Genomic DNA, 21,828 nt, shown 5'->3' with positions numbered 1-21,828 from the left:
TCACCAAGCGGGCCACCGGCTACGGCTACTCGCTGGAGGAGTTCAAGGTCTACGGCCAGGTCGCCACCGCCACCACCGGCTACGTCCTGGCCAACCCGCAGGTCACCGGGGCCACCCCGGCCACCGGCAACCCGGCGCACGCCTACTTCCACGAGTTCCAGGCGAACTGCACCGCCACCCACGACCTGCCCGACGACCCGATCGTCTACCCGGGCAAGCCCGGCGCCTCCCACATGCACACCTTCATGGGCGCCACCAACACCAACGCCAACTCCACGCTGGAGAGCCTCCAGGCGAGCAGCACCAGCTGCCTCGCCCCCGGCGACAAGTCCGGCTACTGGATGCCCACCATGTACGACGGCAACACGCCCGTCGACCCGGTCGGCCTGCAGACCATCTACTACAAGAGCTCGATCAACGACTACACCGCGGTCCGCCCCTTCCCGGCCGGCCTGCGGTTCGTCGTCGCCAGCCCCACCGACAGCGCCACCGACTTCACCACCCACCCCGGGTACGTGGCCGGCTGGGAGTGCGGCAACAGCTACCGCACCTCCGACCTGCCCACCGACTGCCCCGGCGGCGGCCAGATCAACATCCGCTTCCAGGCCCCCAGCTGCTGGAACGGCCTCTACCTGGACACCCCCGACCACAAGAGCCACATGGCCTACCCGATCGAGGGCGTCTGCCCGGCCGACCACCCGGTCGCGCTGCCGATGATCGAGTTCAAGATGGCCTTCCCGGCCAACCTGGACCACCTCGCCCAGCTCCACCTCTCCAGCGGGCGGGGCTTCTCCTTCCACTACGACTTCTTCAACGCCTGGGACGCGCCCACCCTGGCCGCACTGGTCGACCACTGCATCGTCGGCGGCCTCCAGTGCAACGCCCGCGGCTACGACGAGACCCAGCCCGGTAGGGGCGCCGCGCTCAACGAGCAGTACCTTCTGCCGTAGGACCGGCCTCCCCCCACCGGCAGGCGCGGGTCCTGAGCCACCAGCCCGCACGCGGAACACCGGCCCCGCCGCCACGGACCCCACATCCGGCGGCGGGGCCGGCCCGCACCCCCACCCCCACGGAGGACCACCGATGAGGCTTCGCCGCACCGCCGCGCCGCTCCTGCTGCTGCTCGCCGCTGTCGGATGTGGAACCGGCACCGCCCCCGTCCCCGCCGCACCGAACGCCGCTCCCCCGGCCGCGAGTTCGCCCGCGAGCCCGCCTGCCGCGAGCCCGTCCGCCGCCCGGTCGTCCGGCGCGCCCGACCGGCCCTCCGACGCCACCTCGATGATCTGCAACCCGTACTTCCGGCAGGAACTCGCCGGCGCGCTCGGCACCGACATCGTCCAACCGCTCGCCCCCACCTGGGAGAAGCGCGTCTACAGCTGCGAGTACCGGTACGCCGGCGGCAGTATGACGCTCTCCGTCAAGGAACTGCCCGACACCGCCACCGCCCTCGCCCAGTACGACGGCCTGCGCGGCAGTGCCGGCGCCGTCACCGACCTGAACGGCCTCGGCGAGGCCGCCTACAAGCGCGCCGACGGCACCACCGTGGTCCGCAAGGACAGCTTCGTGCTGACCGTCGACGTCGCCAGACTGCCCGAGACCTTCGGCACCCCGGCGCGCAGCCGCGCCGACGTCGCCGTGATGACCGCCACCACCGTGATGATCTGCTGGGAGGAGCACAGTTCGTGACCCGGTGGCGGGGGAGCGCGCGGCCGGGGGGACCCCGGTCGCGCGCCCCGGCCTGCCCGCGCGCGGGCAGGCCGACCAGCTCGCGGAACGCACTGGGAGAGCGCTCTCCGAGCGTGCTATAAAGGGCCACATGAGCAGCGAAGCCCTCAAGCGCGCCAGCACCCTGGAGGACGTGGCGCGGGTCGCGGGCGTCTCCCGGGCCACCGTCTCCCGCGTCATCAACGGCGTCCGGAACGTCGACCCCGCCATCCAGGAAGCCGTCCGCCAAGCCATCAGCCGCACCGGCTACGTCCCCAACAGCGCCGCCCGCTCGCTGGTCACCCGCCGCACCGGCGCCCTCGCCCTGGTCATCTCCGGCAGCGACGCCCCCGAGACCCCCGACCACCACGTCGGCGGCGAGATCTTCGCCGACCCGTTCTTCGGACGCGTCGTCAGCGGCGTCTTCACCGGCCTGCGCCCGCTCGACCTGCACCCCGTGCTGATGCTCGCCGACAGCGCCGAAGCCCGCGACAAGGCCCTCACCTACCTGCGGCAGGGCAACGCCGACGGCGCGATGGTCGTCTCCACCCACAGCCGCGACCCGCTGCCCGCCCAACTGCTCGCCGCCGGCATCCCCACCGTCCTGTTCGGCCGCCCCCCGACGCCGCTCTCGCTCTCCTGCGTCGACCTCGACAACCGCGAGGGCGGCCGGATCGCCGCCGACCACCTCACCGCCCGCGGCCGCCACCGGGTCGCCGCGATCTCCGGCCCGCTCGGCGTCCGCGCCGCCCGCGACCGGCTGTCCGGCTTCCGGGAGGCGATGGCCGACCGGGGCATCCACCAACTCCCGCACGTCGAAGGCGACTTCACCCGCGAGGACGGCGAGCGCGCGATGGCCTCGCTGCTCCGCCGCTACCCCGACCTGGACGGCGTCTTCGCCGCCAACGACCTGATGGCCCAGGGCGCCCTCGCCGTCCTCGCCGAACACCACCGCCGCGTCCCCGAGGACGTCGCCGTGATCGGCTTCGACGACTCCTCCGCCGCGACGGCCGGCCGCCCGCACCTCACCACCGTCCGCCAGCCGGTCGAGGAGATGGCCGCCGAGATGACCCGCGTCCTGCTCGACCACCTGGCCCGCCCCGGCCGCGCCGCGACCACCGTCCTGTTCGAACCCACCCTGGTCGAACGCCGCTCCGCCTGACCGGCCGCCCAGGCCGTCCCGGTGGCGGTCGGTGGCGGTCGGTGGCGGTCAGGGGCGGGTGCAGGCGGTCGGAGGCGGGCGCGGGCGAGTGTGGGCGCGGTGCGGAGGGACGGCTTGCGGCGGCGCCTCAGCTGTCGGAGGGCGGTTCCTGCTTGGTGGCGGGGCCGTACTCGCCCAGGGTCAGCGTCGACTTGAACCGGTAGCCGTCGCCGAAGGCGGCGCAGTCCACTTCGAGCTCCGCGAGCCGGCCGGCGGTGTCGACGAGCAGGTCCGTCGCGCAGTCGGCGACGGCGTGCTCGGTCAGCCGCCCGGAGACGCGGTGGGCCTGGCCGCCGCTCCTGGTCCGCAGCCGCTCCGTTCCCCGGTAGGAGGCCGGGGCGGCCGCCAACAGTGCCCGCACCAGCGGCCGGTGGTCCGGTACCGGATCGGCCACCCGCTTCGTCCGCACCCACCGGCCGCTGGTGCGGGCGGAGGTACGCGGCCTCGCGGGTCAGGGTCAGGGCCACGATGGAGAGCGTGCCGTCGTCCAGCGAGGTGGTGGACAGCGAACCCGTCTGCACGTCCGCCAGGGTGACGGTGCCGTTGATCCTCGCGTCTGAGTCGCTGTCCGAGATCCGCGCGGTCAGCGTGGCGGAGAACGGCGCCGTCCGCGCCGCCATCAGCGCCTCCAGCTCCGCCGCCCCCGGCGCCCCCGGCGCGGCCCCGCTGTCGGAGTCGGTCGGCGAGGCGGGGGCCGGCCGGTCGCCTTCGGCGGCGGGGCCGCCCGAGCAGCCCGTCAGGGCCGCCAGGGCGACTCCGGCCGTCCAGCCCCGGAACTTCGAAATCGACACCGGCATCCTCCGCGCAACAATCCGTGCATACGATCGACGGTGGAGATGTTTTCGCAGGTCATCGGCGCAAGGCAAGGTGGTTTGGTGACGAATGGAGAGCGATTGTCTGATGATCATTTAGGGCGGCTCGCACGGAGGCGTTCCCGATGGCCGCCGAGTGGTAAACCGCCATCTGACCAGTTCGGGACGGAGCCTTCCGGACCCGGGCGCGGCGCGGCGGCGGGGGTCGGCGATCATCGGGGTGTGGACGTTCTCGACGTACTGGAGCGCGCGGGCCTGCCGACCGCCGGGGCCTACGACCTGCTGGCCCACGGCGACGACTGGGAGACCGGGCTGGCGCTGCTGGAGGAGGCGGGCGGCGGCCGGCCGCTCCCGGCTGCGGTCTGGGGTGAACTCACCACCGCCGCAGAGCAGTTGTACCTCCCCCGCAGCGCTGCCTGGTGCCGGTGGCGCCACGGCGAGGCCCGGAGTGACCTCGTGGTCCGGGCCGAGCTGGCCCTCCCGCCGGCCGGGGAGGGGCGGCGCGGGACGGCCTTCGACGGGGCCGGGGTGCTGCGCCCGCTGTGGGACATCGGCGACCGGACGCCCGAGGGCGGGCCGGACCTCGCCGTCGCCGCCCTCTGGGTGGAGGGCCGGCCCGCCCTGGGGCCGGGCGAGCTCGCCACCGTCCGCCTGGCCCCGCTGAGCCCCGAACGCTGGCGCGGGCTGCGCCCCGGACAGGTCGTCACCATGCACGAGGGCCGCCCGGTCGGCGGCACGGCCGTCGTCCTGGAGGCGCGCCGCCACGGGTGAGCGGTGCTCAGCCGTCGAGCGAGGCGAGCAGCGCCAGCACCTCGGGCCAGCCGGCGGCCCTGGCGGCGGCGTCGCCCGCGCGGGTGCCGCCGAGCTGGAGCGGCTGGCCGGAGACCGGCTGGACCGGCCGGGTGCCCTCCGGCACGTACGGGTAGGTGCCGACGCCGTGGCCGGAGCCGGGGAAGACCAGCGCCCGGTGCGGGTACGGGTTGTGGGCGTCGTCCAGCTCCCGGGCGATCTGCCGGGCCCAGTCGGGCGAGCGCCACAGCTGGTCGTCGGCGCCGGCCAGGGCCAGCACGGGGCCGCTGACCCGGTCCAGCGGTACCGGGCCGGGCGGGACGGCCCGGCCGTCCTTCGTCCAGGCCGCGCCGCCGTACGGGAAACCCGGGTTGACCTGGGCCGACGGGGCGTAGACGATCGCGCCGTGGACGAGGTCGGGGTAGTCCTCGGCCAGCAGCAGGGCCGCCTCGCTGCCGCGCGAGTAGCCCAGCGCCAGCAGGTGGCCGGGATCGGTGCCCGGCTGGGCGGCCAGCAGGCGGGCCGCGCCGGCGAAGTACTCCAGCGGGACGTCCTTCAGGCCGTCCGGGAGGCCGGGCAGCCCGAAGTAGCCCAGGGCCAGGGCCGGGTAGCCGTGCGAGGCGAGCAGGGCGGCGGTGCTCGCCAGGCCGTTGCCGCCCTCCGAGCCGCCGAAGAGCAGCACCGCCGGGCGGCGCGGGGTGCCGGGCGCGGGGAGGAACAGCATGCCGGAGACGCCGTCCGCCTCCGGGAGCAGCACCCGGCCGGTCACGCCCGGGCCGTACCACTGGCGGGTCAGCACCAGGTCCGCGGACCGGCGGCCGGGCGCCGAGGCGGTGAGCGTGAGGCGGTAGGCGTGGTCCGCCGAGAGCGGCGGGGTGAAGGACAGCCGCTCCGGGTCGCCGTCCGCCGGGGCCATCGACCAGAACAGGCCCATCCCGTCCGCCTCCTGGTAGCTGCCGGAGCGCGGGACGGCGGTGTCCAGCGCCACCAGCCCGCCGCCGTCCGCCCGGAGGACCGCCCGCCCGCTCCAGACGCGGCCCTGGTCGTCCAGCGCCCGCGTGCCGACGGTGACCTCCTCGCCGGGCCGCAGTCCGCCGATCCGGACGTGCACCGCCTGGTCGGCGAGGGCCGTCGGCGCGTCCACCTCGATCACGGGCGGGGCCTCCGGGGCGTGCGCGCAGCCGGTCGCCCCCGTCCCGAGCAGCGCGAGCGCCGCCGCCGCGGCGCCCGCTCGGGCCCCGATCCGTCCCCCCATGGCCCCGCCCCTCTCCAGGAGCCTCCAGTGCACCGCCCCGGGGGGCGGATGTCCAGGGCCGTGCGGCCGTGACGGCGCCAGGGGGCAGGGCCAGGGGGCGCGTCCGGGGCGGGGCCCGGGGGTGGGGTGGGGGCGAAGCCCGGGGCCGGGGCCCGGGGTCAGTGCTCGGCGGCGACCAGTTCCACCTCGAAGCCGTCACCGTTCTCCAGGTAGGCCGCGTAGTGCCGCTCGCCCCCGGCGTGCGGGTGCCGGTCGGCGAAGAGCAGGCGCCAGCCGTGCCGGACCGCCTCGGCGGCCAGCTCCTCGACCGCCGCGGCGCTCTCGACGTGGAAGGCCAGGTGGTTCAGGCCGGGGCGGTGGCGGTCGTGCCGGTCGGCGCTGAGGGCCGGTGACTGCTCCAGGACGAGGTACGTCGGCCCGAGCCGCCAGCTGCGGCCGCCCTCCCAGCGCTGCGAGACGGTGTGGCCGAGCGCCTCCAGCAGCCAGCCGAGCGAGCCGAGCGCCCGCTCGAAGTCGGGCACCCAGAGCTCGACGTGGTGCAGCGATCCGCGCGGGGCGCGGCCCGGTCGGTCGTCAGGGGGGACGGGGGTGGGGGTGTGGGTGGACACGTGCGGCGCCTCTCCGTTCCGTCCCCCGGCCCGAACACCGGGGGACGGAACGGAGCGTAGCCGGGGGCGGGCCCGGCGGTGTCACCGAGCAGCGGCGCCCGGCGGTGTCGCGTGGGCGGTGTCGCGTGGGCGGTGTCACCAGACGGGGGCGACCAGTTCCCCGGTGGCGGCGTCGCGGACGGTGATGGCCTCGACCGGGCACATCTCCGCCGCCTCGGTCAGCTCCTCGGACGGCTCGCTGTCCGGACGGGCGGGCGCGGAGCGGCCGTCGGGGCCGAGGACGAGGTCGGCGGGGGCGGTGCGGGCGCACAGGCCGCTGCCGATGCAGCGGGCCCGGTCGACCGCGACCAGCAGCCGGGGGGCGTCGCTCACCAGGCCACCTCCAGCCGCAGCGGGCTGCGGGTGAGCAGGCCGGTGCGCCACTCCAGCCGGTCGGCGGGGGTGGCCAGGCGCAGCTCGGGCAGGGCGCGGGCGAGGTGGTGCAGGCCGAGTTCGAGCTCCATTCGGGCCAGCCAGGCGCCCAGGCAGTGGTGCGGACCTGCGCCGAAGGTCAGCGAGGGGGTGCCGAGCGGCGCGAACAGGTCGAGCGGGCCCGGCGGGTAGACCTCCGGGTCGGCGTTGGCGGCGGTGCTGTCGGCCGCGATGATCGCGCCTGCCGGGATGGTCACCCCGCCGATCTCCAGGTCGGCGGTGGCCCGGCGGAGCTGGCCCGGCGCGGTGGTGCGGTCGCCGAGCGGGATGGTGCGCAGGATCTGCTCGGTCGCCGCCGTCGCCGCCGAGAGGTCCTCGCCGATCCGCCGCCACGCCCCGGCGTGCTGCTCGTCCAGCAGGTAGACCAGGGCGTTGCCGAAACTGGTCATGGTGGTCTCGTGCCCGGCGATCACCAGTCCGATGGTGAGCGAGGTGATCTGCTCCTCCGTCATGCCGCCGGTCTGGTCGGCGGCCCGCACCAGCGAGCTGACCAGGTCGTCGCCCGGGTCCTTCCGCCGCCGCTGCACCAGCCGGTACCCGAACTCGCCGAACTCGCGGATCGCCGCCCCGATCTCCTCGGCGCTGTACGCCGTGGTGGACAGCGCGTGGTCGCTCCAGTAGCCGAGCCGGTCGGTGTCCAGGCCCTCCAGCTCCATCAGCCGGCTGATCACCCGCACCGGCAGCGGCTTGGTGAGCGCCTCGACCGCGTCGACCGGCGGGCCCGCCGCGACCAGGTCGCCGACCAGCTCCCGCACCACCCCGTCCACCCAGGGCCGCCAGCGCTCGATCGCGCGTGGCGTGAAAGCGCGCTGCACGGTGCGGCGGATCGCCTGGTGCGCGGGCCCGTCGCTGTTCAGGATCGAGGACGGGTCGTCCAGGATGTTCGGCGTCAGCACGGTCGGCGGCGCGTCCGGCGCGTACAGCGCGGCCCGGCCCAGGTCCGGGTGGGCGAGCGCCTGCCGGACGTCCGCGTGCCGGGTCAGCACCCAGACCGGCGTCCCGGTCGGCAGCGCGGCCAGCCGGGGCGGCCCGGCCTCGGCCCGCAGCAGGCAGTGCAGCGGCACCAGCGGCTGCGCGGCGGGGGCCCCGGTGGTCGTCCCGGCGGCCGCGTCCGTGGTGGTCCCGGTGGTCGCGTCGGTGGTCATCCGTCCTCCTGGCAAGACACCTGCGGTACGGGGGGCTGCCGGGCGGCAGCCCCCACCCCCGACCGTAAGCGGCCGACCCCGCCCGCGAGTAGCACCCAAACCAGCCACCGGCCGACCCGCCGATTCGATCCAACTGGCGTTCGATCGGCGGGCGTTGGTGCGGGTGGCGGGCGGTCCGGGTCAGGCCGCGGTGATGGCCAGCGCCTCGATCTCGATCAGCACGTCCGGCCGGAACAGCGCGGCCACCTGGACGGCCGAACTCGCCGGCAGCCGCGCGGTGTCCACGTACGCGTCGCGCGCCTTGCGGACGGCGGGCAGGAAGGCGATGTCGGTGACGAAGACGGTGAACTTCACCACGTCCGAGAAGTCCGCCCCGCCGGCCGCCAGGCAGCGCCGCAGGTTCTCGAACACCTGCCGGGCCTGCGCCTCCGGGTCGCCCGCGCCGACCAGTTCGCCCCGCTCGTCGAAGGCGACCTGCCCGGAGACCTGGACCAACCGGCCCGCCCCGGTGACCACCTGGGTGTAGCCGGTGCCCGGAGCGACGCCCGGCGGCTCGGTGATGTGCGTGAGATGAGAGCTCATGGCAGCCATCCTCGCCCACCACGGCCCCGGCCGCACCGAGGTTTCCCCTCGGGCGGACCGGATTTCCCCCGGGCGGACGGGACTTCCCCGGCCGCCCCCGGCCGGCGGCGGCGGTCCTCAGTCGGTGACGGTCGGCAGCGGGCGGAGGAACGGCCGGTCGGCGGGCGGGAGTTCGGCCAGCGGGCCGGCCGCGCGCAGCACCACCTCCAGGACGGCGTCCGAGTCGCAGGCGTAACCGCCGCTCGCCCAGGCCGCGTTGGCCTCGACGACCGCCCAACCCCGGTCGCTGCGACCGAGATCGACCACCACCGCGCTCGGCAGCGCGGCCGGGCCGGTGGCGGCGGACAGCACGTCGGCGGCGAAGGCCAGCAGCTCCGGTGCATCCGACTCCGGTACGGCGACCGCGAGTTCACCGTTCACCGCGTAGCGGGAGGCGGCCCGGACGACGCCGTCCAGGACGAACAGCCGGTACTCGACGGCGAACCTCACCGGCTCGCTGACCAGCACCGCCGTGTCGCCGTCCAGCAGTTCGGGCCCGGGCAGCGCGGCGCCGTCCGGATACACCCGGGCGGCGAAGTGCTTGTCCGCCGGGGGCTTCACGAACGCCCGGCCGCGCAGCCTGCGCGCCTGCGCGAGTGTCGTCAACTCGACCCGGCGGCCGGTCACTTCGCGCGGCAACGCGGTCAGCCAGCCGTTCCCCGGCTCGACCGGGCCGACCCCCAGCTCCCGCCCGACCGCGTCCGCGAACAGCGGCCCCCCGTACAGGTGCACCCGCTCGCCCACCAGCTCGCGCGGCGTCCGCCAGGACACCGCCGTGTGCGCCCGCAGGCCGCGCCGGCCGGCGGCGGTGCGCAGTCGGAGACCGGTCTCGTTGACCCGGGGAGCGAGCAGCAGGATGGCGCTGCTGAGGGCGGAATCGGTGGCCATGCCCGCGATCATGCCCCGTCGTGGGCGGGTCAGACCATGGTATTTCCGGACGGTGGTGGCAGCCCGTGCGATCCGGCTGGGGGCCGGTGCCGGTGCCGTCGTCGATCCGGCCCCGGCCGATCCAGCGGCACGCGGCCCCGCTGCTCGGTCACCCCCCCCGGGCCCGGAGCGGTCTCGCGGCGGCCCTGCGGTCGGACGGCGGTCGGACGGCCGCATCAGAGCGCGCGGCGCATCGCCAGGCGCGGCCAGCGGTCCAGGCCGAGCGCCGCCTCGTGGGCGCGGACCTCGCGCAGGCCCGGCCCCAGGTCGGCCTCCGGCACCGGGCGGAAGCCGCAGCGGGCGTAGTACGGGGCGTTCCACGGCACTTCGGTGAAGGTGGTCAGGGTCAGCGCGCCCACGCCCTCGGCGGCGGCCACCCCGGCCAGGTGCTCCAGCAGGGCGCGCCCGACACCCCGGCGGGCGTACGAGGGGTGCACCGAGACCTGCTCGACGTGCAGCGCGCCGTCGATCCGGGCCGCGATCAGGTAGGCGACCGGCCGGTCGGCGCCGTGCTCGGCCGCGTCGCCGTCTGCTGCGTCGTCCACCGAGACCCAGGCCAGGCCCGCTGTCACGAACGGGGTCAACTCCTCGACGGACAGCGGCTCGTCGTCCGCGATCAGCTCCATCCCGACTTCGCGGAAGCGGTGTCCGGCCGCCCGCTCGATCTCCTGGAGCAGCGGCAGTTCCCCGATCCGGGCCTCACGAATGCGCATCACCCCATTGTGCGGGACGGGAGCGGGCGTGCCGTGATCGCCGCCGTGGCGGCGAGCCGCGCCCGCCGCCACGGCACCCGGCGGCGGGAAGCCGGGCCGCGAGTAGCCGAATTCGCCTTCTCAAACACTAATTGACGAGGCGTCAGCTCTCGGTCCCGGCGTGGATCCGTTCGATCACCCGGGCCGGGAGGTCGGCCGGGACGTCCCGGCCGGAGACCAGGATCACGTACCGCTCGCCCGCCCAGACGCAGAACGCGGTCCGGGTCGGGGCGGTGCCCGCGGCCGCCGCCTCCTCCGTCCGGCAGCCCATCGTGCCGGGCAGCGAGCTGGAGACCCGGTCCAGGCCGTCGCCCGTCACGTACTTGCGGAGCGCCGGGTCGTCGGCGCCGGCGATCTGCACGAACCACTTCGGGGCCCGGCCGTCGCCGTCGAACCCCTCCGGACCGGACGTGCCGTCGAGCGCCCCGTACGCGGCCAGGTGCAGGTCCTGCGCGCCCTTCGCGGCCGCCTCGCCGAGCGCCCCCCGCCACGCGGTGGGGCCGCCGCTGCCGTTGTCGGAGCTCGCCCGGAGCGCCGCGCCCTCCACGCTCTTCGGCAGTCGCGGCGGGTGCTGCCCGGCGGGGTCCTTCCCGTCGTCGGCACCGCCGGGCAGGCAGCCGCCCAGCAGCAGGGCCAGTCCGCCCGCCACCACGACGGCGCCGACGGCTCGCCCGCGCCGATGCCCGCGCCCGTCCCCGGGCGGCGGTTCCGACGGTTCCGGCGGGGCCGTCGGCGCCGTCGTGGGTGCCAGGGGCTGTTCCCCGTCGTGTGCTGTCATCGCCGATCCCTCGCCGTGGTCCGCCAGCCGGGTGTCCCCGGCCGACGGGGTCAGTGCTCGCTGTTGCCGTGGACGCGCTCCAGGACCCGGGGCACCAGGTTCTCGTCCACGCCGGTGCCCGCGACGACGATCATGTAATCGTCGTCCGCCCAGACGCAGGTGATGGTCTCCCTGGCGCGCTCCGTCGGGCTGTCGTCCGGGTCGTAGGAGTCGCAGTACAGCGTGCCGTCCAGCGAGGACTTGACCACGTGCGGGGCGCTGCCGGAGTCCGAACGCGCGGCCAACTGCGCCAGTTTGCGCCGGAAGTCCGGGCTGGACGTGCCGATGACCACGTTCCAGCGCGGATCCCGCTTGCTGGACGAAGAACTGCTCGACGTCTTCGGGACCACGCCGTACGTGGCGCCCTGGAGGTTCCGCGCGCCGACCTCGGTCATGCTGCTGTTCATGTCCTCCCAGTCAGGGAAGTCGCCCTTCGCGGAGCTGTTCCGCAACGCGTCGCCCTCCACCGACTTCGGCAGGCTCGGCGCGCTCCCCCCGCCGAACAGGTAACTGCCCAGCGCGACCAGGCCCCCCGCCACCACGGCCGCCCCCACGCCCAGGACGATCCGCTTCCGCTTGGCCGCCAGCGCCACCGCCGGTTCGACCGGCCCGGCCGGCGGGAGCGGGGGAGCGAACGCGGGAGCGGGCGGAGCCGACGGCGGCGCGGGCGGTGCGGACGGGACGGGCGGCGGGCCCGGTACGGCGTCCTGCGGGGCGGTCGGCGGGGCCGGGGGAGCGGCGGGCGCCTTCTCGAAAGCCGTTGCCGTTGCCGGGGTGGTGGCCTGGGCCGTCTCCAGGTCGAGCCCGAGCGACTGCGCCAGCGCCGAGTTGAAGGTGAGCACCTCGTCGACGGCCTCGACCAGCGCCGCCCGGACCGCCGCGTCCTGCGGCGCCGCCTCGGCGTCCGCCAGCGCCTGCCGCCAGCGCGGCAGGCGCTGCAGCTCGTGCCGGACGCGTGCCAGTGCCTCCGCATCCGGCACGGGAGCGGGAGCGGCCGGACCTGCGGTCCCGTCCTCCCGCTGCTGCACCAGTGCGTCGGCCACGACCGCCGCCGCCGAAGCGGTTCCGTCCCCCGAGACCATCGTCAATCTCCCGTTCGAGCTGCTGAGTTCGACCACCAATGTGGCAGCGTCGCGGTGTTCGGCGCGACGGCGCACGGGAATGGAGACGGAACCGCAACCAGGACGGTTGCGGTTCCGTTCCGGCAGTCCGGTCAGGTCAAGCCAGGTCGGGTGCGGGCTTCAGGCGCCCGGCGCGGGCTCCGCGGCGAGCCGGCCGGTGCGGACCGCGGTGACCAGTGCCGCGTGGTCGGCCTCCGACTGGTCGGCGTACGCGACCGCGAACCGGGCGATCGCGTCGTCCAGCCGCTCGTCCTTGCCGCAGTAGCCGGCGATCAGCGCCGCGTCCGCGGTGTGGGCGTGCGCGCGGGCGAGCAGCGCGCCGGTCAGCCGCCCGTAGTCGTCGAGCTGCGCGGGGGTCAGCGCGGCCGGGTCGACGCTGCCCTTGCGGTTGCGGAACTGCCGTACCTGGTAAGGGAGTCCGGCGACGCTCGTCCAGCCCATCAGCGGATCGGAGACCACCTGCATGCGCTTCTGCCCGAGCACCACCCGGCGCCCCTCGTGCTCGCCCTCGGCCGGCACCGGGAACCCGGCCCGCACCAGGTGCGGCAGCAGCACCGAGGGCCGGGCCTCCTTCACCTGCAGCACCAGCGGCCCGCCCTTGCGGTCGGTCAGCAGCACCACGTACGAGCGGGTGCCGACGCTGCCGGTGCCGACCACCCGGAACGCCACGTCCTGCACCCGGAAGCGGGCCAGCAGCGGGTGCAGCTCCGTCGGGACGGTGTGCCGGTAGGACGACAACGAGCCAGCCACCAGCTCGGCCTGACGGTCCGTCATCTCACTGAGGATCGGCGGAGCGGCGACGAAGCGCCAACCCTCGTCCTCGGTGCGGACGGTGGAGCGCGCCGCGAACTTCGCCCCGGTGTTGCGCAGTGCCTTCGCCGAGACCGCCGCCAGCAGCCCGCTCAGCTCGTGCGCGCCCGCGAACTCCACCAACTGGTGGTCCGCGATGGCGTCCCAGGCGTTCCAGGCGTCCAGCGCCGGGAGCTTCGCCAACTGCCGGACCGTCCGCCGGTACGTCGCCACCGCGTCGAACGCCGCCTGGCGGCAGGCCGTTTCGTCCGCGCCGGCCTGCCGGCCCGCCAGTACCAGGCTGGCCGCCAGCCGCTTCAGGTCCCACTCCCACGGGCCCGAGACGGTCTCGTCGAAGTCGTTCAGGTCCAGCGCCAGCCGGCCCCTCGCGTCGCCGTACAGGCCGAAGTTGGCGGCGTGCGCGTCCCCGCACAGCTGCGCCGCGACACCGCTGACCGGGGTGGTCGCCAGGTCGTGCGCCATCAGGCCGGCCGAGCCGCGCAGGAACGCGAACGGCGAGGCCGCCATCCGGCCGACCCGCAGCGGCACCAGGTGCGGCAGTCGGCCCGCGTTCGCCGCCTCCACCGCCGCGACCACCTCCGGGCGGGACGCCGAGAGCACCAGCCGCTCGTGCGACTCGAGCGGCACCCGCTCGCGCAGCAGCTTGCCGCGCCGCTTCGGGCTGTCCGCGAGTGCGAGCCCCTCCAGCTCCAGCAGCGCCACCGACGGGCGGGCCGGGGCCGCGGCCGCGTCCCCGGCGAACCCGTCGACCGCGAACTCCCTTGACAGTGGCAGAAGTTCAGCCGCCCCCGCCGTCTCCGGACCATCCGCCCAGACCTCGACCGCCGACACCCGCTGCTCCCTCCGACCACGGCGGGGGCCACCCCCACCAGCGGTGACGCTACCGGGCCCGGCTTTCGCGGAGGCGCCCGGGGCGGATCCGACCGGTGTCCGCGCGGCGTCCGGGCAGTGGCCGGGCAGCGCCCGGGTGGTGGCCGAGCGGTGGCCGGGCACCCGGCGGATGTCCGGGGAGAGAGGAGAAGGGAGAAGCGGCGGACCGGCGCCGGTCGGCGACCGGTAGCCGGAGAAAACACGCTGTTCACAGCCCTGTCGCAATGTTTCGGCCTGGCCGAAAATCCGTTCGGGACGGCCCATCCGGACTAGGGTTTCCCAGGTCGCCGGCAGCAGGCCGGCGGTGGTCCGCGCCCGTCCCTGCCCGCTTCCGGGCGCCGCCCGCGCGCGACCGGCCACGCGTCCCCGGAGGTCCCCGCAGTGAGCAACGCCGCCCCCACCGTCCTGATCACCGGCACCTCGTCCGGCATCGGCCTGGCCGCCGCGGTCGCCGCCGCCTCGGCGGGCCTGCGGGTGGTCGCCACCCTGCGCGACACCGCGAAGGCGGGCCCGCTGCTCGCGGCCGCCGAGGCGGCCGGCGTCGCCGAACTCGTCAAGGTGAAGCAGCTCGACGTCACCGACCCGGCCTCGATCGCCGTCGCCGTCGACGAAGTGCTCGCCGAGTACGGCCGGTTGGACGCGGTGGTGCACAACGCCGGTGCGGGCGCGGTCGGCACGGTCGAGCAGGCCGGCACCGAGCTGTTCCGCCAGGCGCTGGAGGTGAACTTCCTCGGCGTGGTCGAGCTCACCCGGGTGGCCCTGCCGCACCTGCGGGCGTCCGGTGGCCGGCTGATCGCGGTCAGCAGCGTCGGCGGCGTGATCGGCCAGCCGTTCAACGAGGCGTACTGCGCCTCGAAGTTCGCCCTGGAGGGCTTCCTGGAGTCGCTCGCGCCGGTCGCGGCCGCCACCGGCGTCACCGTCGCGGTCGTCGAACCCGGCGCGGTGGCCAGCGAGTTCGTCGCCAACCTGCAGCTCGACGTGCCCGCCCTGCTGGCCGCCGCCGGACCGTACGAGCCCGCCCTGAAGGGCTACCTCGCCACCACCTTCGCCGCCTTCGAGGACGCGCAGAGCTCCGCCGGAGCCGCCGAGACGATCGTGCACGCGCTGACCGCCGAGCAGGTCCCGTTCCGCCTGCAGACCTCCGAGGCCGCCACCGCCTTCGTCGCCGCCAAGCTCGCCGACGCCGACGGCGCCGTCGTCCAGGGCCTCACCTCGTCCTGGCTCGCCGCGTCCTGACCCTCCGGGACCGGACCACCACCGGACCACCACCGAGCGGCCTTCGCCCGGTGCGGCGCCGCGTCGGGCGAAGGCCGCCCGACGCGGCGTTAGCATGCGGCCATGGCACACGACATCCACCACCTCGACCCGGCCTACCTCGCGTTCTGGCGCGAGTACCAGCTGTGCACCCTCACCACGCTGCGCCCCGACGGCACTCCGCACGTCGTCCCGGTCGGGGCGACCTTCGACCCGGAGACCGGCATCGCCCGGGTGATCAGCAGCCGGGAGAGCCGCAAGGTCCGCAACGTGCTCGCCGCCGGCGAGGCGGGGCAGCGGGTCGCGCTCTGCCAGGTCGACCGGGCCCGGTGGGCCACCCTGGAGGGGCGGGCGGTGATCCGGCAGGACGCCGCCTCGGTCGCGGACGCCGAGCGGCGCTACGCCGAGCGCTACCGGCAGCCCCGGGAGAACCCCGAGCGGGTGGTGATCGAGATCACCGTGCTCCGCGCCCTCGGCCGGGCCTGACGGCTCGCCGGGTAGAGCGGAAGGAACAGCAGGTCAGGGGCGGGTGCCCGGGGCACCCGCCCCTTTCGCATGCCCTTGCTCCGACAACTCTCTTGTGGCAACTGGTCTGTGATGCAAAGCTGACTGCATGACAGACGCCTCGGTGCCGCTGCCCGGCACCCCTCGTGAAGTCCTTTCCGGCCTCGGCGAGTTGACCAGGCGGGTGCGGGCCGCCCAGCGCGACGCGTGGATCCCGCTGCTGCTGTTCGGCCTGCTCACCCTGGGCGCGGTCGTCGTCGGCCGGCTGACCTTCCGGCAGCAGGACGTGCCCTGCCCCGGCGCCCCGGCCGCCCCCGGCGAGACCTGCACCGCGATGCACCAGGGCTCGCCCGCGTACTGGACGGTCGGCCTGCTCGCCGCGTACGCCGCCACCGCCTGGTGGTACCTGCGCCGCTCCCGGCAGCGCGGGGTCGGCAGCCCCGTCCGCCCGTACGCGCTGGCCGGGGTCGCGGCCGTCGCCGCGCTCGCCGCCACCGCCTGGTGGGGGGCCGGCCAGCCCGCCCCCGGCGCCGACCTGCGGCTCTGGGGCCTGCAGTTCACCGCGAACGCGACCGGCACCCTGCTGCTCCAGCACTTCCTCGGCGGCGCCGCCGCGATCGGCGTGCCGCTGCTGGTGCTGGCCCGGATCGAACGGAACGGGCCGCTGGCCCTGTTCGCCCTCGGCTACCTGCTGCTCGAACTGCTGCCCGTCACCTTCGGCTGGTGGGGCGCGGCCGCCGGGCCCTGGTCCGGCCTGGCCCGGTACGGCGTCTCCGGGCTCTACCTGCTGGCCGGCGCGCTGCTGTTCGCCCGCGCCGCCCACCGCACCCGCCCGCAGGCGGACGCGTGACCCCGGCCGAGGCCGCAGCCGAGGCCGCGGCCGAAGCGACCGCACCGGACGAGCACCCCGCCAAGGCCCTCGACGACACCGTCCACCAGCGCGTCCGGCTCGGCATCCTCACCGTCGCCCACCAGGCCCGCCGGGCCGAGTTCGGCTTCCTGCGCACCACCCTCGACCTGACCGCCGGCAACCTCGGCCAGCACCTCACCGTCCTGGAGAAGGCCGGCCTGGTCGCCATCGAGAAGGGCTACGAGGGCCGCCGCCCCCGCACCTGGGTCACCCTCACCCCGGCCGGCGAACAGGCCCTGCGCGACGAGGTCGCCCAGCTCAAACGCCTGATCCGGCAGATCGAGGACGCGGTCGGCAGCCCCTGACCCCCGCCGGCACCCCCTGGCCCCCGCCGGACCGCCCGCCCCCGCCCGTCCCGCCGTTCGCTGTCCCGGGCCCGCCGCCAGGCGAACGTGCCCGGCGCCCCGGGCGGGCGGTGCGCCCGGGGAGGCAACGGGGGTTGACCAGCCGCCGATAGTCAACCTAAGTTGCTCACATGCCGCCCGCCGACACCCCGCTCCCACCGGACCCGGCCGACAGCCTGGCCGCCGTCGCCGCCCTGCGCCGACTCGCCGACCGGCTGGAGGACGCCGCCGTCGAACAGGCGATGCGGGCCGGCTGGAGCTGGCCGCAGGTCTCCGAGGCGCTCGGCGTCACCCGGCAGGCCGTCCACAAGAAGCACGCCAAGCGGCTGATCGCGGGCGGCGTCACGCTGAGGAGGCGCGGCGAATGAGCGCGTTCGACCGGTACCTGCAAGCGCTCCTGGACCGGGCCGCGGACGAGGCGCGGTCGGACGGGTCGGCCACCGTCGACGCCCACCACCTGCTGCTCGCCCTCGCCGCCGCGCCCACCACCGCGTTCGACGGCGCGCCCGCCACCGCGTTCGACGACCTGTCCGATGACGACGACGCCGCCCGCCGGGTGCTGGCCGCCGCCGGACTCGACCGCGACGCCGTGCGGGCCGCGCTGGACCGGGAGTTCGCGCACAGCCTGCGCGCCGTCGGCGTCTCCCCGGACACCGACCGGCTGCCCCCGCCCAGCCCCGGCACCGAGCGGCCCCGGCTGGGCGCCTCCACCCGGCTCGCGCTCGAACGGAGCTTCGGCGCGGCCCGCAAGAAGGACCAGACCTCCGCCCACCTGCTGTCCGGCATCCTGGCCGCCGAGGTCGGCACCGTGCCGCGCGCCCTCGCGCTGTCCGGCGTCGACCGCGAACGCCTGGCCGGGCGGGCCCGGGCGGCCGCCGACCGCCGGCACGCCTGACCGCATCCGAACAGGGGGACGACACCGTGCAGCACGCCGACAGCGCCGACAGCGCCGACAACGCCGACCGCGCCGACAGCACCGACAGCGCCGACAGCGCCGACAGCGCCGGCCGGCCGGAACTCCGGCGGCTCCTCGACCGGGCCGTCACCCGGGGCGGCGTCCCCGGCGTGGTGGTCGAGGTCCGGGAGTGCGGACAGGTCTGGCGGGCCGCCGCCGGAGTCGCCGACACCGCCACCGGCCGGGAGCGCACGATCGCGGACCGGTTCCGGATCGGCAGCATCACCAAGCCCTTCGTCGCCACCGTCGTCCTGCAACTCGCCGCCGAGGGCCGGATCGGCCTGGACGATCCGCTGGCCGCCCAACTCCCTTGCCCCGGAGTCGAGTCGGCGGCCGGGGCGACCGTCCGGGAGCTGCTGAACCACACCAGCGGCGTCCCCAGCCACACCGACGACCCGGCCGCGCTGAACGCCCACGCCACCCACCCGCCCGCGACGCTGCTGCGGGTCGCCGCCGCCCGGCCGCGCGCCTTCGCCCCGGGCGCAGGCTGGGCGTACTCGAACACCAACTACGTCCTGGCCGGCCTGCTGGTCGAGCACGTCACCGGCCGCACCCTGGCCGCCGAGGTCGACCGGCGGATCAGCCGCCCGCTCGGCCTCACCGGCACCCGCCTGCCGTCCGCCGCCGACCACGGCCTGCCCGCACCGCACGCCCGCCACTACACCAAGCTGTTCCGCACCGACCCGGACGCGCCCGTCCTGGACGCCACCACGCTCGACCCCGCCCCGTTCTGGGCCTCCGGCGACATGGTCTCCACCGTCGGCGACCTGAACCGCTTCCTCGCCGCGCTGCTCGCCGGCCGCCTCCTGCCGCCCGACCGGCAGCGCGACCTGCTGCTCACCGTCCCCACCCGGGACTGGCTCCCGGGCGCCGCCTACGGCCTCGGCGTCTGCGCGCTCCCGCTGCCCGGCGGCACCGGGACCCGCTGGGGCATGGGCGGCGCCACCATCGGCTCCTGGACGTACGCCTTCGCCACCCCCGACGGCAGCCGCCTGCTCGCCGTCAACACCAACGCCGACTGGACCGACCCGGCGAGCGGCTGGGCCGATCCGATCGGCCTGTTCACCGAGCTGCTCGAAACGGCGCTCGCCGACTGACGGCCCTCGCGGACAGGGCCGCCACCCGCCGACCGGCCGACCGCCCGCCGACCGGCCCGCCGCCCGCCTCAGGCCCGGGCCGTCACCACGTGGAAGGTCACGGCCGCCAGGAAGGGGCCGGTGGCCAGGTGGGTCAGCCAGCGGTCGGCGTCGGCGGGGGAGAAGTAGCCGGCCGCCACCGCGCGGTGGGTGACCCGTTGCAGGCCCAGCACCCGGTCCGCGCCGGCGACCTCGCGGAAGACCGGGGTGAGCGGGTGCACGTCCAGCACCTCCAGGCCCGCCTCGGCGGCCAGCCGCGGGAGTTGGCTGCCGATCCGGGCGTTGCGCACCGCCTGGTCGGTGACGTACCGGGTGTACGCGGCGGTCAGCGCGCCGTCCGGGTGGTCGACGGTCAGCGTGCCCCAGTCCGGCTCGCCCAGCACCAGCAGGCCGCCCGGCCGCAGCACCCGGCGCGCCTCGCGCAGCGCCAGCGCCGGGTCGGCGACGTGCTGCAGCACCCGGTCGGTCCTGGCCCGGTCGCAACCGCCGTCCGCCAGCGGCAGTTCGTGCAGGTCGCCCAGCCGGACGTCCACCCCCGGCAGGTGCGCGGTCCGCTCGGCGGCCGCGTCCACCGCCTCCCGGTCGTGGTCCACGCCCAGCACGCTGCCCGCCGGGCCGGTCGCGGCGGCCAGCGCCGGCAGGTCGGTGCCCGGCCCGCAGCCCAGGTCGACCACCGTCTGCCCGGGCTCGACCGCCAGCGCCGCCAGCATCACCGACTTGTACTCCCGGCCGAGTTCGGAGACGGCCAGCCGGTCCAGGTAGGCGATCGGATCGGGCGGCACGGACTCGAACACACGGGAGGTCATGACCGGCAGTCAACCAAACCGGCACCCCGGCAGGGAAGATCCCGGCATATCCCGGGGGCACGACAAGGGGCGTACGCCGGGCCCGGCGGCGCACTCCCGCTCGCCGCCCGGCCGACCCGCCCGCCCGGCGCGGAAACCCCGGCGCGACGGCGCACCCCGTCCGGCAGGACGCGCTCCGCCGACGAACCAACAGGAACCACCGACGTCCTCGCCGTCCTGCCCCCACTGCCGGAGCCGGCGTCGGCGTCGCCCGCAGCGTACCCCGAGGCCGGCGCGGACCGGGCCGCCGCCACCGCCTCAGGACACCAGCGGCCCGTCCGCCGACTCGGTGAGCGTCACCGTGCACAGCCCGCCGCGCTCGGCGACCACGTCCGTCACGGTCAGCCGGGTGCCCGGCAGCAGGATGTACTCCTCCTCGCCGGTGAACGCGGAGAACTCCTGGATGCCCACCGCCCGGGCCGGTCGCACCTCGAACAGCGTCCGCCGGCCCCGGCCACCCAGGAACGAGCGGGCCACCGCCGGGCGCGAGGTGCACGAGGAGACGCCCCACCAGGTCACCGTCCGACCCAGCGGGTACTGCGCCCGCAGGTCCAGCGCCACGCCCCGCCAGAGCGGCTCCGGGCGCACCGGCAGCCGGCCCACCGCGTCGAACAGCAGCCGCAGGTACGGCAGGTAGGGGGTCAGCCGGGCCCGGTCCGGGTGGCGCAGCGCCGCGTTCAGCTCCCGGTAGAACGCCGACTCGCAGGTGTACAGGTGCAGCGCCGCCACCGCCTCGGCGTCCAGCACGCCGCCCGCCGGGGCGTCCGCGTGCCGCTTGCCGAACTCGTGCGCCGAGCCGACGTGCCGCTCCAGGCCGCGCAGCAGTGCGGCGACCGGCTCCACCGCCTCCCGGAAGCCGACCCGCTCCAGGTCGAACACGCCGGTGACCGGCGGGAGTTCGAGGCCCTCGTCCTTCACCGAGGCGAGCCGCTCCAGGTACAGCTGGTGCAGCTCCATGGTGGAGGCGATGAACGCGCCCATCCGGGAGGCGGTGCCCGCGTCGGTGCGGCCCTCGGCCGCCGCCGCGGCCTGCCAGCCCGCGCTGGGCAGCCAGTCCACCGGGTCGGCGCCCAGGCCCTCCAGGGCCGCGTTCACGGTCGCGAAGTGCTCGCCGTCGCAGAAGACGTCGCCCTGCGCCGCCGGGTTGGCGTGGTCGAGGTGCCGCACCCGCACGTCCGGGTACTTCTTCTCCAACCGCTGGACCAGCGACTTCAGCGACCGCGCGTGCGCCCCCCACCAGGCGAACACCACGCCGCGGTCCTCCTCCGGCCCGTCCTGCTTGGCCCGCAGCACCTCCTCGACGATCCGCTCCGCCACCGGCTTCCAGAACGCGGTGTGCGCGGCCGGGGACGTCGAACCGTCGCCGCTCGCCGTCAGCGCCGCGTTCAGCAGCAGCACGCCCTGGGTCAGCATCGCCTGGAACCACTCCGGCGGCTGCACCGTGCCGTGCTGCGCCAGCAGCGCCCGCAGGTCGGCGATCGGGGTCTTCTTCGGGATCCCGTACTTCCACATCGCCGCCGCCTTGATGAGGCAGCGGATGCTCACCACCCGGCCGAACTGGCTGTCCTTCCAGTCGTGGAAGGTGTTGTCGAACATCGCGATGCCGGTCGCGCTCTCCGGCCGCGGGTACGGGTTCTGCCCGAACACCACCACCTTCCACTTGCCCGGCGGGTTCGGCTTCAGCGCCTGGAACGTCAACTCCCGCACCGGCACGACGTCCTGCGGCCGGCCCGGACCGATGAACGCCGCCGCGTCCGGCCGGGCCGCGATCACCGGGCCCAGCACCGGCAGCCACGACTCGCCACCGCCGCCGAACAGTTCGGCGAGCGCCAGCGGGTCGGCCGCGGCGACGGCGGACGAGGGGGCATCGGTCATGGCGGACTCCAAGCGGTCGGGGGCGAACTGGTGATCCACGGTAGGCACCGCCACCGACAGACCGTCAGACCGGCACTGTCGGTGCCCGCCGCTAGCGTCGGG

24 protein-coding genes and 1 pseudogene are annotated in these 21,828 nt (G+C 75.8%); 12 read left to right on the top strand and 13 right to left on the bottom strand.

What is annotated here, in order from left to right; genetic code table 11:
* Positions 1-77 precede the first annotated feature (77 nt).
* From KSE_RS46170 to KSE_RS01110, 3 genes and pseudogenes are all read left to right on the top strand, one after another.
* A pseudogene (locus tag KSE_RS46170) lies at positions 78-950 on the top strand (DUF1996 domain-containing protein); the annotation flags it as partial.
* Between the two features lie 133 nt (positions 951-1,083).
* Entirely contained in the window at positions 1,084-1,686 is a 603-nt protein-coding gene (locus KSE_RS01115) for a hypothetical protein (protein ID WP_014133402.1), read from the top strand.
* 130 nt (positions 1,687-1,816) lie between these two features.
* Entirely contained in the window at positions 1,817-2,866 is a 1,050-nt protein-coding gene (locus KSE_RS01110; protein ID WP_014133401.1) for a LacI family DNA-binding transcriptional regulator, read from the top strand.
* A 127-nt stretch (positions 2,867-2,993) separates the two neighbouring features.
* Here the strand turns inward: KSE_RS01110 and KSE_RS01105 are convergent, their stop codons facing one another.
* On the bottom strand, positions 2,994-3,299 hold the full coding sequence (locus KSE_RS01105; RefSeq protein WP_014133400.1) for a hypothetical protein: 306 nt from the start codon (positions 3,297-3,299) through the stop codon (positions 2,994-2,996).
* An 83-nt stretch (positions 3,300-3,382) separates the two neighbouring features.
* On the opposite strand from KSE_RS01105, the gene KSE_RS01100 reads away from it, so the two are divergent.
* Positions 3,383-3,784 carry a hypothetical protein gene (locus KSE_RS01100; protein ID WP_014133399.1) on the top strand — a complete coding sequence of 134 codons (402 nt, stop codon included), beginning with the start codon at positions 3,383-3,385 and terminating at the stop codon, positions 3,782-3,784.
* Positions 3,785-3,939: 155 nt separating this feature from the next.
* Positions 3,940-4,488 (top strand): hypothetical protein, encoded by a 549-nt coding sequence (locus KSE_RS01095; protein ID WP_014133398.1) that lies wholly within the window; start codon positions 3,940-3,942, stop codon positions 4,486-4,488.
* A gap of 7 nt (positions 4,489-4,495) precedes the next feature.
* Here the strand turns inward: KSE_RS01095 and KSE_RS01090 are convergent, their stop codons facing one another.
* The 10 genes from KSE_RS01090 to KSE_RS01045 form a co-directional block, all read right to left on the bottom strand.
* Positions 4,496-5,761 (bottom strand): acyl-CoA thioesterase/BAAT N-terminal domain-containing protein, encoded by a 1,266-nt coding sequence (locus KSE_RS01090; RefSeq protein ID WP_014133397.1) that lies wholly within the window; start codon positions 5,759-5,761, stop codon positions 4,496-4,498.
* 158 nt (positions 5,762-5,919) lie between these two features.
* Positions 5,920-6,369: a VOC family protein gene (locus KSE_RS01085; RefSeq protein WP_014133396.1), complete on the bottom strand. Its 450-nt coding sequence runs from the start codon at positions 6,367-6,369 to the stop codon at positions 5,920-5,922.
* A gap of 135 nt (positions 6,370-6,504) precedes the next feature.
* Entirely contained in the window at positions 6,505-6,741 is a 237-nt protein-coding gene (locus KSE_RS01080) for a ferredoxin (RefSeq protein ID WP_014133395.1), read from the bottom strand.
* On the bottom strand, positions 6,738-7,985 hold the full coding sequence (locus KSE_RS01075; RefSeq protein ID WP_014133394.1) for a cytochrome P450: 1,248 nt from the start codon (positions 7,983-7,985) through the stop codon (positions 6,738-6,740). The genes KSE_RS01080 and KSE_RS01075 overlap by 4 nt, the downstream gene beginning before the upstream one ends.
* A gap of 180 nt (positions 7,986-8,165) precedes the next feature.
* On the bottom strand, positions 8,166-8,567 hold the full coding sequence (locus KSE_RS01070) for a RidA family protein (RefSeq protein WP_014133393.1): 402 nt from the start codon (positions 8,565-8,567) through the stop codon (positions 8,166-8,168).
* A gap of 117 nt (positions 8,568-8,684) precedes the next feature.
* Positions 8,685-9,494, bottom strand: coding sequence for an ATP-grasp domain-containing protein (locus tag KSE_RS01065; protein ID WP_051055614.1), 810 nt, complete (start codon positions 9,492-9,494; stop codon positions 8,685-8,687).
* A gap of 215 nt (positions 9,495-9,709) precedes the next feature.
* Positions 9,710-10,246: a GNAT family N-acetyltransferase gene (locus KSE_RS01060; protein ID WP_014133391.1), complete on the bottom strand. Its 537-nt coding sequence runs from the start codon at positions 10,244-10,246 to the stop codon at positions 9,710-9,712.
* A 142-nt stretch (positions 10,247-10,388) separates the two neighbouring features.
* A complete protein-coding gene (locus KSE_RS38000) occupies positions 10,389-10,934 on the bottom strand; it encodes a hypothetical protein (protein ID WP_148283045.1) in 546 nt (181 codons plus the stop codon).
* Between the two features lie 179 nt (positions 10,935-11,113).
* Positions 11,114-12,145, bottom strand: coding sequence for a hypothetical protein (locus tag KSE_RS42580; protein WP_157850100.1), 1,032 nt, complete (start codon positions 12,143-12,145; stop codon positions 11,114-11,116).
* A gap of 198 nt (positions 12,146-12,343) precedes the next feature.
* Positions 12,344-13,864 (bottom strand): DUF2252 domain-containing protein, encoded by a 1,521-nt coding sequence (locus KSE_RS01045; protein ID WP_014133388.1) that lies wholly within the window; start codon positions 13,862-13,864, stop codon positions 12,344-12,346.
* 420 nt (positions 13,865-14,284) lie between these two features.
* Between KSE_RS01045 and KSE_RS01040 the strand changes: the two genes are divergently transcribed.
* From KSE_RS01040 to KSE_RS01010, 7 genes are all read left to right on the top strand, one after another.
* Positions 14,285-15,139, top strand: a complete 855-nt coding sequence (locus KSE_RS01040) for an SDR family NAD(P)-dependent oxidoreductase (protein ID WP_014133387.1) — start codon at positions 14,285-14,287, stop codon at positions 15,137-15,139.
* Between the two features lie 102 nt (positions 15,140-15,241).
* Positions 15,242-15,643 carry a pyridoxamine 5'-phosphate oxidase family protein gene (locus KSE_RS01035; protein ID WP_014133386.1) on the top strand — a complete coding sequence of 134 codons (402 nt, stop codon included), beginning with the start codon at positions 15,242-15,244 and terminating at the stop codon, positions 15,641-15,643.
* A 127-nt stretch (positions 15,644-15,770) separates the two neighbouring features.
* Complete coding sequence (locus tag KSE_RS01030) at positions 15,771-16,511, top strand: hypothetical protein (RefSeq protein WP_148283043.1); 741 nt, start codon at positions 15,771-15,773, stop codon at positions 16,509-16,511.
* Positions 16,508-16,876, top strand: coding sequence for a winged helix-turn-helix domain-containing protein (locus KSE_RS01025; RefSeq protein WP_014133384.1), 369 nt, complete (start codon positions 16,508-16,510; stop codon positions 16,874-16,876). Before KSE_RS01030 ends, KSE_RS01025 begins: the two co-directional genes overlap by 4 nt.
* 170 nt (positions 16,877-17,046) lie before the next feature.
* Positions 17,047-17,283 (top strand): hypothetical protein, encoded by a 237-nt coding sequence (locus KSE_RS01020; protein ID WP_014133383.1) that lies wholly within the window; start codon positions 17,047-17,049, stop codon positions 17,281-17,283.
* Entirely contained in the window at positions 17,280-17,810 is a 531-nt protein-coding gene (locus tag KSE_RS45540) for a Clp protease N-terminal domain-containing protein (protein ID WP_014133382.1), read from the top strand. The genes KSE_RS01020 and KSE_RS45540 overlap by 4 nt, the downstream gene beginning before the upstream one ends.
* A gap of 26 nt (positions 17,811-17,836) precedes the next feature.
* Complete coding sequence (locus KSE_RS01010; RefSeq protein ID WP_014133381.1) at positions 17,837-18,967, top strand: serine hydrolase domain-containing protein; 1,131 nt, start codon at positions 17,837-17,839, stop codon at positions 18,965-18,967.
* 68 nt (positions 18,968-19,035) lie between these two features.
* On the opposite strand, the gene KSE_RS01005 is transcribed toward KSE_RS01010, so the two are convergent.
* Together KSE_RS01005 and KSE_RS01000 are read right to left on the bottom strand one after the other, a co-directional pair.
* Positions 19,036-19,812: a methyltransferase domain-containing protein gene (locus KSE_RS01005; RefSeq protein ID WP_033260052.1), complete on the bottom strand. Its 777-nt coding sequence runs from the start codon at positions 19,810-19,812 to the stop codon at positions 19,036-19,038.
* A gap of 297 nt (positions 19,813-20,109) precedes the next feature.
* The gene (locus KSE_RS01000) at positions 20,110-21,726 is read right to left on the bottom strand and encodes an ADP-ribosyltransferase domain-containing protein (protein WP_033260069.1); all 1,617 of its coding nucleotides are present in this window, start codon (positions 21,724-21,726) and stop codon (positions 20,110-20,112) included.
* Between the last annotated feature and the right edge of the window lie 102 nt (positions 21,727-21,828).

Source organism: Kitasatospora setae KM-6054 (assembly GCF_000269985.1).
GTDB lineage: Bacteria > Actinomycetota > Actinomycetes > Streptomycetales > Streptomycetaceae > Kitasatospora > Kitasatospora setae.
This window is presented reverse-complemented; position numbering and strand designations above follow the sequence as displayed.